Here is a 13,361-nt window from a genome sequence, read left to right as displayed (position 1 = left end):
CCGGCCCGCCCGGTCGGGTGACCAGGCGGGCCGGATCTGTTCGTCAGCGGTCAGTCGTCAGCAGCGGACCGGGGACAGGGCGAAGTTCTCCACGGTGGGCGTGGCGGTAGTGATCTTCGTCTGCCGGGTCTGCGGCTTCCAGTCGTCCTTGGCGACGATCATGGTCAGCGGGTTGCTCCGCTTGTCCAGCCAGTAGGCGTACCGGCCCTCGGCGTCGGTGGTGAAGGTCCACGACTTCGCCCACGAGTCGACCTGGACCAACGCGCCGGCGATCGGCGCGCTGGCACCCTGGCAGCTCGTCCCGGTGACCGTACCCATCAGCTTGCCCCAGGTGGTCGGCTGCTGTGCGGTCATCTTCACCGACACCGGCTGCACCGTGTACGGGGTGTCCTCCTTGATCAGGATCGACGCCGAGTAGGTGCCCGGCTGGTCCACGGTGGCCGCGATCCCGACGGTGATCGTGACCTTCTCGCCCGGCGCCAGGGTGGCCGCCGTCTTGTCGATCGTCAGCCAGCTGACGTCCGCGGACGCCTCGGCACACTCCTCGAAACCGGGGAGGGCCTCGCTGTCCGCCGTGGCGGTGAAGCCACCGGACGAGCCACCGACCTTGTAGAAGCCGCACGCCGCGCCGCCACGGTACCGGGCGGTGTTGGCGTTGGGCAGGTTCGACCACGAGTTGGCGGTCGGGTCGTAGGCGAAGCCGGCGTTGGTGATGGCGCCGCCCTGCGAGCCGCCGACGACCAGCAGCTTGCCGTTGGCGACGGCGAACGAGCTGGCCCAGTTGTCGACCGGCGCGTCGGCGATCGCGGTCCAGGCGTTGGCGCCCGGATCGAAGGCGTAGCCGGCCTTCTGCGCCGCCGTGCCGTCGTTGCCACCGGCGCAGTAGACGATGCCGCCGATCGCGCCACAGGACAGGAAGGCCACCGACTTCGGGTAGTCGGGCAGCGCCTCCCAGGTGTCGGCGCCCGGGTCGTACCGGACGACGTCGTTCGACATCGGCGTGCAGTTCGCCGTGGTGCACCCGCCGATGGCGTACAGCTTGCCGTCGGCGACCGCCTGACCGGCGGCGGACCGCGGCGCGGGGTTGTTCGCCTTCGCGGTCCAGGCGTTGGCGGCCGGGTCGTACGACCAGGTCGCGGCGTCGGGGCCGGAAGCCCCCCAGCCGCCGGTCACGATGATCTTCCCGTCCACGACGCCCGCCGTCACGGCGTTACGCGCGCCGGGAAGATCGGCGATCGGCTTCCAGCTCTGCGCGATCGGGTCGTAGACGTAGTTCTTCGCGCTCGACGCCGAGCCGTTGCCGCCGGCGATCGAGTACACCTTGCCGTCCAGGTTGACCACCCGGTTGTCCATCACGTTCGCCGGGTAGTCGGCGATGTCCAGCCAGGGATCGGCCTGCGGACCGGCCGGGACGGGGGTGGCCGTGCTCGCCTTGCCCGACGCCTGCGCGGCGAACGACGTGGCGGCGTTGAGCCGCTGCGCCGGGGCCCCCGGGGAGCTCAGGATCTGCTGCTTGGTCAGCCGGGACCCGTCGGCCCGCAACAGCTCGAAACCTTCGTCCCGCTCGCTGAACTGGACCTTGACGGGGGCGCCGCCGGTGTTGGTCACCGTGACGGTCTTGGTGGCCTTGCCGCTGGGCATCCGGACCGTGGCGGCGACCGCCGCCGGCTGCACCGACAGCCGACCGGCCGCGAGTTGGAAGGTGACAGGGGTGGCCCAGTCGGTCTGGACGTCGACCTGCTTGCTCTGGCTGACATAGTTGCCGGCCTTCGCGGTGAAGCGGTGCGTGCCGGTCTGCGACGAGAACAGCCAGAAGAAGCCGTCCGCCAGCTCGGTGTCGTCGGGGGTGGCCACGGTGGTGGCCGTCTCGTTCGGCTTGTCGTCGCTGGTGACGGTGGCGCCGTTGACGTAGCCGTTGTCGTTCTTGTCCCGCACGTGCCCGAGCACCAGGCCGCCGTTGGTCGGCTTGCAGGTGACCGCGCTACCGATCAGCACGTTGTCGACCTGCCACCACCACTCGTAGGAGGCATCGTAGTAGTGGAACCGGACCTGGACCGCCGACTTGCCCGCGGCCTGCGGGATCGGCACCTCAGTCACCCGGGGGCCGCGGACGTCCGCCGCCTGCCGGAGCACGTTGGCCCAGGTCGTACCGCCGTCGAGGCTGAGGTCGACGTCCGCGCGGTCCGAGCCCAGCCAGTTGTAGTCCTGGTTGAACCGGATCACCGGGGTCGCGACGGCGGTGAGGTCGACGACCGGGCTGACCAGGGAGGTGTCCTGCCGGCCGCCGGCCGCGTAGTTGTCGCTGTCGATGATCGCGAAGTTACCGGCGCCGCCGGTGAGGTTGCCCCGGTCGCCGGCGTCGGTGAAGTCCCACACCTGACCGGTGCCGGCGTTGTCCACCACCGACCAGTCGGCCGGAACGCGGTTGCCGTCGAAGGTCTCGTACACGCCGTCCGAGCCGTACGTGTATCCGGGCGCCGTGGTGCAGGCGGCGGAGTCGACGGGCACGGCGACGTTGTGGACGGCGTTGCCCGAACCGACCACGACATCCTTGGTCACGGTCTGGTAGCCCGGGTACTGCGCCTCGACCTTGAGCTGGTACGTCGCGCCGGCGGGGAGCTTGAGGCTGTACCGGCCGTTGGCGGGCGTGGTGTAGTCGGACGCCGACAGGCCCACGACGCTGACCTTCGCGTACAGCGGCCAGCCGTGGCCGGAGCCGTCGGTCACCGAGCCGCTGACGGTCACGCTCGGCACGGCGGTCAGGGCGACCTCGATCGTGGTGGTCGCGTTCTTGGCGACCGTCGCCGGGACCGTCTTGCTCGCGTAGCCGAACGCGGTCACGGCGACCTGGTAGTCGCCGGCCGGGAGCAGGGTCGAGTACGTGCCGTCGGTCCCGGTGGTCAGCTCGCGGGTCGCCGGGCCGGTGAGGGCCACCGTGGCCCCCGGCAGCGGGGCGCCGGTGTCCGCGTCGGTGACCTTGCCGGCCAGGGTCCCGGTGTCGCCGATGGGGGCGGCGGCGAGCAGCGCGAGCGCGTCCAGCCGACCCTCGCCGTACACGTTGTTGTCGTCCGTGGTGCCGCCGCACTGGGTGTCGGCCTTGTCGATCGCCGAGTTGTCCAGCAGGGCGCGCGTCGCGGTGATGTCACCGGCCAACGCGGGCGCCGCCGACCACAGCAGCGCGACCGCGCCCGCGAGGTGCGGGGCGGCCATCGAGGTGCCGCTGTAGCTGGCGTAGCCGCTGCCGGGAACGCTGGAGCGGACGTTGACGCCGGGCGCCGAGATGTTGGGCTTGATCCCGCCGTCCTGCCCGGACCCCCGGGAGGAGAAGCTGGCGATGTTGTTGTTGACGTCGTACGCGCCGGTCGAGTAGTTGCTGGTCCGGCTGCCCGGTGAGCCACTGGTCTGGCAGGCCGGGCCCTTGTTGCCGTTGGACCAGGTCCCGAAGATGCCCGACGCCTCCCAGGCCAGCGTCACATCCTCCATGAACGGGTCGTTGGAGGGCAGCGTGGTGCCCCACGAGTTGTTGATGATGTTGGGCCGCTTGCTGGCGTCCGGGTTCTCGCCGTCGAGGTCGGTGGGCTCCAGCATCCACTGGCCGGAGGTGACCAGCGCGGCGTCGCTCGGGCAGCAGCCGTTCGCCGCGATCCACTTGACCCCGGGCGCGACGCCGATCTGGTTGGCGCCGGCGGCGCCGGCCATCGTGCCCATGGTGTGCGTGCCGTGGCCGTCGCCGTCGCAGGGCGCGGTGGCGCACTCGCCGGCGGCGTCGAACCAGTTGTAGTTGTGGTCGAAGGTGCCGTCGCCGTTGTTGCCGCGGTAGGCGCCCACCAACGCCGGGTGGTCGAACTGCACCCCGGTGTCGATGTTCGCCACCGTGATGCCCGCGCCGGTGACGCCGTACTCGGACCAGACGTCGTCGGCGTTGATGTTGGCGATGCCCCACTCGAGGGCGTTCGCCGCCTTCTCGTCGCTGCCCTTGCTGACCTTGGGCAGCTCGTAGGCCGTCGAGGCGTAGACGCCCTCGACCTCGGCGTGCGCGGCGAAGTTCTGCGCCATGGTCAGGGAACCGCTGCTGACCTTGATGGCGTTGGTCGCCCAGAAGGACTGGTACTTGGCGCCCGAGCCGTCGAGCTCGGAGCGGACCTTGGTCTGGCTGTCGACCGCGGTCTTGCGCAGCGCGTCGGCGACCGCCGCGCCCCGCTTGGTCCAGTCCTTGATCGCGCTGGCCTTGCTCAGGTCGGCCCGGTCGGTGAACCGGATCCAGAAGTCGCTCTCGCTCTTCGCCTGGAGCTGGTTCATCAAGTCGGGTCGGATCTTGTCCGCGGACGCGACCGGCGCAGCCTGCACGCCGGAACCGGTTGTCGCCAGACCTGCCGCGGCGAGCGCGATCGCCGCACCCGCGCTCGCCAGGCGCCTGAACAGGCGCCTGCCGTGTGGACGTCTCAGCATCGGTGCTGTCTCCTCCAGAAACGACCCGCGGTTAATCGAGCCATGGCGAAGGGTGCAAAAGACCCATCTCCCGTCTGGATCACACCGGAATGAACGAACCCCCCAGGCCCCCAGGCGCCGTGCGGGTCACGCCGGCTGCCTGTGTGGACACTATGATCGAAAAAGATGAACGATCAAGCACGGCACGTGAGCAACTTGTCGCTAAGGGTTGCTCACGTGGCGGCGGGTTTGACAATTACTGTCACGGCCATGACCAAGTCGGGCAGAAACTGCCCATCGTTTCCGGGTGGGTGCGGTGACCGAGGACGACGACAGCACGACGCCGGCCGGGTTCGACGAGACCGGCAGCCCGTTCCCGCTGGTGATCGCGGTGACACCGTCACCGGCCGAACGGATCCGGCTCGCCGAACACCTCGACGGCATCGCGCCGCTGCTGCTGGTGGCCGACCTTGACGAGCTGCGCAGGCTGATCACGGCCGCACAGTCGCAGCCGCAGGCCGGTGCGCCGCCGGCCCGGGCCCCCGCCGCCGCACCGGCGACGCCGGACGACACCCTGCGGATCGACCCGGCCCGGCTCACCGCCCGCTGCCGGGACCGCGAGGTATCCCTCACCCGGCTCGAACACGACCTGCTGGCCTGCCTGATCACCGAACCGGGCCGGGTCTGGAGCTACCCCGAGCTGCACCGGTCGGTCTGGCGTGCCGAGGGACGCCAGCGCACGGCGGACGTGCAGTCCCTGGTGAAGCGGTTGCGGCGCAAGCTCGGCGAGCTCGGCACCGGCGTCACCGTCGTCGCGGTGCGCGGTGTCGGGCTCCGGCTGACCGATCACCGACAGCCGAGGGTCAGCGGCGCCGACGGCTGACCCTCGCCCGGCAGCCCTGCCGGGCCGGCCTTCGCCGGATCGCCCCCTGCCTGCTCGACCGTCGCCGGGCCGGCCCCTGTTTGGCCGGTCTTCGCCGGGCCGGCCCCTGCCGGCTCGACCGTCGCCGGATCGGCCCCTGTTGGGCCGGTCTTCGCCGGGCCGGCCCCTGCCGGCTCGACCGTCGCCGGATCGGCCCCTGTTGGGCCGGTCTTCGCCGGATCGGCCCAGCCTCCGTTGGCCCCTGTGGAGCTGCTCCGTTGTGTTGTAGATGGAGCGGGAGCGTGGACGGGGCAGCTCCACAGGGGCCGAAGGGCAGGGCCCCGACCGGATCCGGGCGCAATCGTCAGGGGGCCGCCACCCGACTGCCCGGTGCGCGGGACGGCAGGGACCGGTGCATGGGACGGCATGGGGCGGCGTAGTGGCGACCTCCCCGGCGTTCGCGAGAGAGGGGACATAGCGCAGGACCGGCGAGACCGTGGCCCTGGCTAGGATCTCGGATCATCCTCCAGGAGCGGAACGGGGTTCCCGGAGGGTGGATGGACGTCGGGCGGGATCGGACACTCCGCGACTCTGCCGGGGCCCTGGGCGCCCCCCACGATGCCGACCGGGCCGTCGGTGTCCGAAGGTCCTCATGCGAGGTGCCCGCCGATCTTCGTGTAGCCACGCAACAGGTCCCGCGAGATGATCAGGCGCTGCATCTCGTCGGTGCCCTCGAAGATCCGGTACAGCCGGACCTGCCGGTACCAGCGCTCGATGGGCAGCTCCCGGGTGTAGCCCATGCCGCCGTGGATCTGGAGCACCCGGTCCACCACCCGGTTGACCATTCCGGCGCCGTAGAGCTTGCCCATCGACGAGGCGTGCCGGGGGTCCAGGCCCTGGTCGACCGTCCAGGCGGAGCGCAGCACCAGCCAGCGGGCGGCTTCCAGCTCGGTCTCCGAGTCGGCGATCATCCACTGGATGGCCTGGTTGGTGCCGATCTTCGCCCCGAAGGTCTCCCGGGTGTTGGCGTGGTCGATGGCCATCTGCAACGCCCGCTCGGCGATGCCGATGGCGTGCGAGGGAATGGTGTACCGGCCCTTGCCGATCCACTCCATGCCCAGCGTGAAGCCCTGACCGACCTCGCCGAGGACGTTGCGGTGCGGCACCCGTACGCCGTCGAAGATCAACGACGCCGGGCCGCCCTCACCCATGGTCTGGATGAACTCCGAGCGCCAGCCCATCGCCCGGTCCACCAGGAAGGCGGTCGCGCCACCGTTGCGGGCCCCCTTCTCCCGGTCGGTCACGGCGACCACGATGGCGAAGTCGGCGTCGTTGCCGCCGGTGATGAAGGTCTTCTCGCCGTCGAGGATCCAGTCGTCGCCGTCGCGGCGGGCCGACAGCCGGATGTTCGCCGCGTCCGAACCGGCTCCCGGTTCGGTGATGGCGAAACAGGAGATCCGCTCCCCCTCGATGGTCGGGAGGAGGAACTCCCGCTTCTGCTCGTCGGTGGCGTGGAAGAGGATGTTGTCGGCCTCCCCACCGAAGCGGAACGGCACGAACGTGCGGCCCAGCTCCGTCCAGATCAGTGACTGCGTCACCGCTGGCAGGTCCATGCCACCGTACTCCTGCGGGGTGGCCAGTCCCCAGAAGCCGAACGTGCGCGCCTTGAGCTGCAACTCGCGCAGCTCACTGCGGTCCAGGCCGGGCTGGTGGGCCCGCTCCCGGCGCAGCAGCTCCTGTTCCAGCGGCATCACCTCCCGGCTGATGAAGTCGCGGGCCGTGTCGCGGATGGCCCGTTCCTCGTCGGAAAGCGCGAAGTCCATGTCTCCTCCGGTCCTCGTCGAGGGTGCGGCTCAGCGCGCGCCGCCGTTGACGTACAGGGTCTGTCCGGTGACGTACGACGCGTCGTCGCTGGCCAGGAAGGCAATCACCGAGGCGATCTCCGCCGGCTGGGCGACCCGCCGCAGCGGCGTCTGCTCGGCGACCATCCGCTGGTGGTCCTCCGGTGTGCTGCCGACCCGCTGCGCGGTGGTGGCGGTCATGGGGGTGGCCACGTAGCCGGGGGCGACCGCGTTCACGGTCACCCCGAACGGACCCAGCTCGATCGCCAGGGTGGCCGTCAGCCCCTGCACGCCGGCCTTCGCCGCCGCGTAGTTGACCTGGCCGCGGTTGCCGAGCGCGGACCGGCTGCTGAGGTTGACGATGCGGCCGTAGCGGGCGCCGACCATGTGCTCCTGGGCGGCCTGGCAGCAGAGGAACATGCTGGTCAGGTTGGTGGTCAGCACCGCCTCCCACTCGGGCAGCGGCATCTTGAACAGCAGGTTGTCGCGGGTGATCCCGGCGTTGTTGACCAACACGTGCAGGCCCCCGTACGTCTGCGCGACGCGGGCGATCGTCGCGGCCACCGCGTCGGCGTCGGTCACGTCGCAGCCGAGGCCGACGGCCCGGCCGCCCGCGGCGGCGATGTCGTCGGCGACGGCCTGGCTGCCCGCGGCGTCGAGGTCCACGACGGCGACGGTCGCGCCCTCGGCGGCCAGCCGGCGGGCGGTGGCGGCACCGATGCCCTGGGCCCCGCCGGTGACGACGGCGATCCGGTCGGCGAATCTGGTCACGGTTTCCCCCTGGGTCCTAGAAGGCGTTGACGCCGGTGAGCGCCCGCCCGATGAGGAGTTGCTGGATCTGGCTGGTGCCCTCGTAGAGGGTGGCGACGCGGGCGTCGCGCAGGTACTTGCCGACCGGGTACTCGTCGATGTAGCCGTACCCGCCGAAGACCTGGACCGCGTTGTTGGCCGCACGGACGGCGGCCTCGCTGGCGAAGAGCTTGGCCATCGACGCCTCGGTGGCGAAGGGCTCGCCCCGGTCGATCAGGTCGGCCACCTGCCAGACCAGCATCCGCGCCGCGGCGGTGTCGACCGCGATCTCGGCGAGGAGCTGCTGCACGAGCTGGTGGCCGGCGATGGGCTTGCCGAACTGGGTGCGCTGCCCGGCGTAGCCGACGGCGGCGTCGAGGCAGCCCTGGGCGATGCCGACGCAGCCGGCGGCCACCGACATCCGGCCCTTGGCCAGGGTCGACAGCGCCAGCCGGAAGCCGCCGCCCTCCTCGCCGAGGCGGGCGGAGTCGGGCACCCGGACGCCGTCGAGGACCAGCTCGGCGGTGGCCTGCCCGCGCAGCCCGAGCTTGCCGTGGATCTCCCGCCGGGTCAGCCCCGGGCTGTCGGTGGGCACCAGGAAGGCGGTGATCCCCCGGTGCCCCGGCCCGCCGGAGCGGGCGAAGACCAGCGCGACGTCGGCGGTGGTGCCGTTGGTGATGAAGACCTTCGCGCCGGTGAGCAGCCAGTCTGCGCCGTCGCGGGTGGCCCGGGTGGTCAGGGCGGCGGCGTCGGAGCCGCTGCCCGGCTCGGTCAGCGCGAAGCAGCCGAGGGCGGCGCCCGAGCAGAGCCGGGGCAGCCACTCGGACCGCTGCGCCGGGGTGCCGTACGCGGCGATCGACTTCGCCACCAGCCCGAGGGACACGGAGACCATCCCCCGCACGGCGGAGTCGCCGCGGCCCAGTTCCTCCAGCACGAGGCAGTAGGAGAGGTGGTCGCCGCCGGAGCCGCCGTGCTCCTCGGGGACGGTGAGCCCCAGGAAGCCGAGCTCGCCGAGCTTGCCGACGATGGCCGGGTCGACCGCCTCGCGCCGGTCCCAGGCCGCCGCGTGGGGCGTCACCTCGCGGGCGACGAATTCGGCGGCGAGCTGGCGCACCGCCTCCTGCTCGGCGGAGAGTTCAAGGTTCATGCCAACAAACTAGCGGTGCAAGTTTTAATCCGTCCAGCCCCGCTGTGGCAGAGTTCTGCACGGACCACCGAGCAGAGGAGGAACGGATGCCCCGGCCGCGGGAGGCGCTGCTCAGCCGGCAGCGGATCGTCGAGGCCGCCGCCGCGCTGATCGACTCCGCCGGGCTGGAGGGGTTCTCCACCCGCCGGCTCGCCGCCGAACTGGGCGTGCGCGGCCCGTCGCTGTACAACCACTTCGCCACCAAGGACGAGATCCTCGACGCGGTCGCCGACAGCGTCACCGCCCGGGTGGACGTGTCGTTCTTCGGCGCCGTCGACTGGCGGGAGGCACTGCGCCGGTGGGGGCAGTCGTACCGCGCGGCGCTCGCCGCCCACCCGCACATCGTGCCGTACCTGACCCGGGGCCCCGGGCGCCGGCCGGCCGCGCTGGCCATGGCCGACGCCGTTTACGGCGGCCTCGTCGACGCGGGCTGGCCACCGGCCCGGGCCACCCACATCGGCGCGCTCATGCGGTACCTCGTCGCGGGATCGGCGCTGGGCTCGTTCGCCCGGGGCTTCGTGGAGGACCCCGGGCTGTACGCCGAGCAGTACCCGCACCTCACCCAGGCGCACCGGCTCGCCGAACACCAGCAGCGCGTCGACGAGGGCGCCTTCGAGCTGGGCCTCGACGCGCTCATCGACGGCCTCTCCCGCACGTACGAGCGGACCATCGGCCCGCTGCCACCCCTCCCGCCGGCCGCCGACACGCACTAGAGTCCCAACTTCCACCGCTAGTTTCGGCCGACGCATGTGAGGGGATCGATGAATCTCGCACGGACCGACTTCTACCTCGACGGCTGTTGGGTCGCGGCGTCCTCCCCGGAGAACCTGCCGGTGCGGAACCCGGCGACGGAGGAGCTCATCGCGACGGTGCCGGCCGGCACCGCGGACGACGTGGACCGGGCCGTCTCCGCCGCCCGCGCCGCCTTCGACGGCTGGGCCGCCGCCGCGCCCGCCGACCGGGCGGCGGGGCTGGACCGGCTGCACGCCGCGCTGACCGCCCGGGCCGACGACATCGCCCGGACCGTCGCATGCGAGCTGGGCACGCCGCTCAAGATGGCCACCCGGGTGCAGGCCGGGCTCCCCCTCGCCGTCCTGCGCGGATACGTCGAGCTGGCCGCGCGAGGGCCGGCCGAGCAGACCGTGGGTCACTCGCTGGTGGTGCGCGAACCCGTCGGCGTGGTCGGCGCGATCACCCCGTGGAACTACCCGCTGCACCAGGTCGTGGCCAAGCTCGCCCCGGCGCTGGCCGCCGGCTGCACGGTGGTGCTCAAGCCGAGCGAGCTGACGCCGCTGGTGGCGTACCTGCTCTTCGACGCGATCGACGAGGCCGGCCTCCCGCCCGGCGTGGTCAACCTGGTCACCGGCACCGGCCCGGTGGTCGGCGAGGCCATCGCCGCCCACCCGGGCGTCGACATGGTCTCCTTCACCGGGTCCACGGCCACCGGCCGGCGCATCTCCCACCTGGCCGCGGACCGCATCGCCCGGGTCGCGCTGGAGCTCGGCGGCAAGTCGGCCAACGTGATCCTCGACGACGCCGACCTGGCCACCGCCGTGCAGGTGGGCGTCGGCAACGCCTTCCTCAACTCCGGGCAGACCTGCACGGCCTGGACCCGGATGCTGGTGCACCGGACCCGCTACGAGGAGGCCCTCACCCTGGCCGCGCGGGCCGCGGCGGGATACCGGCTGGGCGATCCGTTCGACCCGGCCACCCGGCTCGGCCCGCTCGTCTCGGCCGCGCAGCGACAGCGGGTACGCGACCACATCGACAGGGGCCTGGCCGACGGGGGCCGGCTGGTCGCCGGCGGACCGGACGCCCCGGTGCCCGAGCGCGGCTTCTTCGTCGCCCCCACGGTGATCGGCGACGTCGACCCGGACAGCGCGCTGGCCCAGGAGGAGGTCTTCGGGCCGGTGCTCGCGGTGATCCCGGTCGACGACGACGCGCACGCCGTCGAGGTGGCCAACAACTCCCGGTACGGGCTGGCCGGCGCGGTCTGGTCCGGCGACGAACAGCGGGCGCTGCGCGTCGCCCGGGCGCTGCGCACCGGCGCGGTGGACATCAACGGCGCCCCGTTCAACCCGCTCGCCCCGTTCGGCGGCTACAAGCAGTCCGGCCTCGGCCGGGAGCTGGGCAGCCACGGGCTGGACGAGTTCCTCCAGACCAAGGCGATCCAGCGATGAGGGCGCTGGTCGCCCGGGCGGTCGGGGAGCCGCTGCGGGTGGAGGACGTCGAACTGCCGGCCCCCGCAACCGGCGAGGTACGGGTGGAGATCCGGGCCGCCGGGGTGTGCCACTCCGACCTGTCGATGGTCAACGGGACGTTGGCGCCGCCGTACCCGCTGGTGCTCGGGCACGAGGCGGCGGGGATCGTGGCCGAGGTCGGCGCGGGCGTGACCCGGGTCGTGCCCGGGGAGCACGTGGTGCTGAACTGGGCGCCGCCGTGCCGGCGGTGCTGGTACTGCGGGCACGGCGAGCCGTGGCTCTGCGAGCGCGCCGGGGCACCCGCCGTCCCCCGGGGCCGGACCGCCGGCGGCGAGCCGCTGCACGTCACCCTCGGCCTCGGCGCCCTCGCCGAACAGGTGGTGGTGCCGCAGGACGCGGTGATCGGAGTCCCGGCCGAGCTGCCCATGGAGGCCGCCGCGCTGCTGGGCTGCGCCGTGCTCACCGGCGTCGGCGCGGTCCGGCGGACCGCCGGGGTCGCCACCGGCGAGTCGGTGGCCGTGATCGGCCTCGGCGGGGTGGGGCTCTCCGTCGTGTCCGCCGCCCGGGCCGCCGGTGCCGCCCCGGTGCTCGCCGTCGACGTCTCGCCGGCCAAGGCGGAGCTGGCCCGCGCCGCAGGCGCCACCGACTTCCTGGTCGCCGACGACTCGGTCAACCGGGCGGTCCGGGGGCACACCGACGGGCGGGGCGTCGACCACGCCTTCGAGTGCGTCGGGCGCGCTGACACCATCCGCACGGCCTGGCGGGCGACCCGCCGGGGCGGGCAGGTGACCGTGGTGGGGATGGGAGCCAAGGACGACATCGTCGGCCTGAGCGCCCTGGAGATCTTCCACTCGGCCCGCACGCTGCGGTCGTCGGTCTACGGCTCGTCCGATCCGGACCGGGACGTGCCCGAACTGGCCCGGGCCGTGCTCGACGGGACGCTGGACCTGGCCCCGCTGATCACCGACCGGACCGACCTGGACGGAGCGGCCGAGGCGTTCGCCCGGATGGCCCGGGGCGAGGGCGCGCGCACCGTGGTCGTGCCCTAGCAGAGTTCCGGCCGCGCCGGACCAGCCGGCGGTCGTTACCCGGGCGCCGTCGGCGGCGAAGCGCCGCGAAGGCGGCCCCGAAACCACTGCTGGCCCCGGTCACGAAGATGCTCGCCGCTGCCGTCCCCCCACCGCCGTGACGTGCTGAAGCAGGCGCCCGAGCGCGGCGTTGAAGACCGCCTCCCGCTCCAGGTTGGGCAGGTGGCCGGCGCCGTCGACCACGACCAGCGTCGCGCCCGGGACGCACTCGGTGATGAGTTCGGCATCGCCGATCGGGGTGAACTCGTCGTCGCGGCCCACCACGACCAGGGTGGGGACCTCGACCCGGCGCAGCGTCTCGACGTAGTCGGGGCGCTCGGCACGTCCGCGCAGGGCGGCGGCGGCACCGACCGGCGAGGTCGTCCGCATCATGATGCTGACCTGCCGGGCGATCTCCGGCAGGGCCGAGATGTTCCGCGGAGCGAGCATCTTCGGCAGGACCTCCTCGGCGTAGCCGGCCATGCCCTCCCGGAGCAGCCGGTCGGCGAGCTCGTTGCGGAGCTTGCGCCCGAGATCGGTCTCCGCCGGCGCGGAGGTGTCGGCCAGCAGGACCCCGGAGATGCGCTCGGGGAACTGGCGCAGGCACTCCATCACGATCTGCCCGCCCATCGACAGTCCGCCGAGGACGAATCGGGGTACGCCGAGCTGGTCGAGCAGGCCGGCGATGTCCCGGGCGAACACGTCGAGTGTGGTGCGGCCCGGGACCACCGTGCTCTCGCCGTACCCGCGCAGGTCCGCGGCGACGACCCGCCACCCGGCGGCCACCGCGAAGTCGACCTGGGGACGCCACATGGAGCGGTTGAAGGGATGCCCGTGCACGAGGACCAGAGTCTCCCCGTCGCTGCGATCGTCGTATCCGACGCTGACTCCGTTGACCTGTGTCGTGGCCATCGCCGCTCCTCCCGAGGCTGATCTCGACAGGAAGGCTATGCGGTGCAATAGTCGGGTGCAATAAGAACAATGTTC

General features: G+C 72.4%; 9 protein-coding genes. 4 read left to right on the top strand and 5 right to left on the bottom strand.

Annotated elements, in window-relative coordinates:
• Window positions 1-57 precede the first annotated feature (57 nt).
• Window positions 58-4,299: a S8 family serine peptidase gene (locus tag GVV04_RS24535; RefSeq protein WP_235966845.1), complete on the bottom strand. Its 4,242-nt coding sequence runs from the start codon at window positions 4,297-4,299 to the stop codon at window positions 58-60.
• 445 nt (window positions 4,300-4,744) lie between these two features.
• Between GVV04_RS24535 and GVV04_RS34525 the strand changes: the two genes are divergently transcribed.
• Window positions 4,745-5,311 (top strand): winged helix-turn-helix domain-containing protein, encoded by a 567-nt coding sequence (locus GVV04_RS34525; RefSeq protein ID WP_161690881.1) that lies wholly within the window; start codon window positions 4,745-4,747, stop codon window positions 5,309-5,311.
• A gap of 629 nt (window positions 5,312-5,940) precedes the next feature.
• Here GVV04_RS34525 and GVV04_RS24525 read toward each other — a convergent pair.
• The 3 genes from GVV04_RS24525 to GVV04_RS24515 are packed head-to-tail and all read right to left on the bottom strand — an operon-like array spanning window position 5,941 to window position 9,067.
• Window positions 5,941-7,113: an acyl-CoA dehydrogenase family protein gene (locus GVV04_RS24525; RefSeq protein ID WP_161690879.1), complete on the bottom strand. Its 1,173-nt coding sequence runs from the start codon at window positions 7,111-7,113 to the stop codon at window positions 5,941-5,943.
• Between the two features lie 30 nt (window positions 7,114-7,143).
• Window positions 7,144-7,902 (bottom strand): 3-oxoacyl-ACP reductase FabG, encoded by a 759-nt coding sequence (gene fabG / locus GVV04_RS24520; protein ID WP_161690877.1) that lies wholly within the window; start codon window positions 7,900-7,902, stop codon window positions 7,144-7,146.
• 16 nt (window positions 7,903-7,918) lie between these two features.
• Entirely contained in the window at window positions 7,919-9,067 is a 1,149-nt protein-coding gene (locus GVV04_RS24515; RefSeq protein WP_161690875.1) for an acyl-CoA dehydrogenase family protein, read from the bottom strand.
• An 86-nt stretch (window positions 9,068-9,153) separates the two neighbouring features.
• Between GVV04_RS24515 and GVV04_RS24510 the strand changes: the two genes are divergently transcribed.
• From GVV04_RS24510 to GVV04_RS24500, 3 genes are read left to right on the top strand one after another with little or no spacing between them, the layout of a single operon-like run.
• Window positions 9,154-9,819 (top strand): TetR/AcrR family transcriptional regulator, encoded by a 666-nt coding sequence (locus GVV04_RS24510; protein WP_161690873.1) that lies wholly within the window; start codon window positions 9,154-9,156, stop codon window positions 9,817-9,819.
• 48 nt (window positions 9,820-9,867) lie between these two features.
• Complete coding sequence (locus GVV04_RS24505; RefSeq protein ID WP_161690871.1) at window positions 9,868-11,286, top strand: aldehyde dehydrogenase family protein; 1,419 nt, start codon at window positions 9,868-9,870, stop codon at window positions 11,284-11,286.
• A complete protein-coding gene (locus GVV04_RS24500; protein ID WP_161690870.1) occupies window positions 11,283-12,356 on the top strand; it encodes a Zn-dependent alcohol dehydrogenase in 1,074 nt (357 codons plus the stop codon). The genes GVV04_RS24505 and GVV04_RS24500 overlap by 4 nt, the downstream gene beginning before the upstream one ends.
• A 99-nt stretch (window positions 12,357-12,455) precedes the next feature.
• Here the strand turns inward: GVV04_RS24500 and GVV04_RS24495 are convergent, their stop codons facing one another.
• Entirely contained in the window at window positions 12,456-13,286 is an 831-nt protein-coding gene (locus GVV04_RS24495; protein WP_161690868.1) for an alpha/beta fold hydrolase, read from the bottom strand.
• Window positions 13,287-13,361 lie beyond the last annotated feature (75 nt).

Source organism: Micromonospora rubida (genome assembly GCF_009908295.1).
Taxonomy (GTDB): Bacteria; Actinomycetota; Actinomycetes; order Mycobacteriales; family Micromonosporaceae; genus Micromonospora; species Micromonospora rubida.
This window is presented reverse-complemented; position numbering and strand designations above follow the sequence as displayed.

Bases quoted from the DNA above. Each gene is read 5' to 3' on its own strand.
- GVV04_RS24495 (WP_161690868.1), bottom strand. From the start codon at position 13,286: ATGGCCACGACACAGGTCAACGGAGTCAGCGTCGGATACGACGATCGC.
- GVV04_RS24510 (WP_161690873.1), top strand. From the start codon at position 9,154: ATGCCCCGGCCGCGGGAGGCGCTGCTCAGCCGGCAGCGGATCGTCGAG.
- GVV04_RS24515 (WP_161690875.1), bottom strand. From the start codon at position 9,067: ATGAACCTTGAACTCTCCGCCGAGCAGGAGGCGGTGCGCCAGCTCGCC.
- GVV04_RS24505 (WP_161690871.1), top strand. From the start codon at position 9,868: ATGAATCTCGCACGGACCGACTTCTACCTCGACGGCTGTTGGGTCGCG.
- GVV04_RS24535 (WP_235966845.1), bottom strand. From the start codon at position 4,299: ATGAACCAGCTCCAGGCGAAGAGCGAGAGCGACTTCTGGATCCGGTTC.
- GVV04_RS24500 (WP_161690870.1), top strand. From the start codon at position 11,283: ATGAGGGCGCTGGTCGCCCGGGCGGTCGGGGAGCCGCTGCGGGTGGAG.
- GVV04_RS24525 (WP_161690879.1), bottom strand. From the start codon at position 7,113: ATGGACTTCGCGCTTTCCGACGAGGAACGGGCCATCCGCGACACGGCC.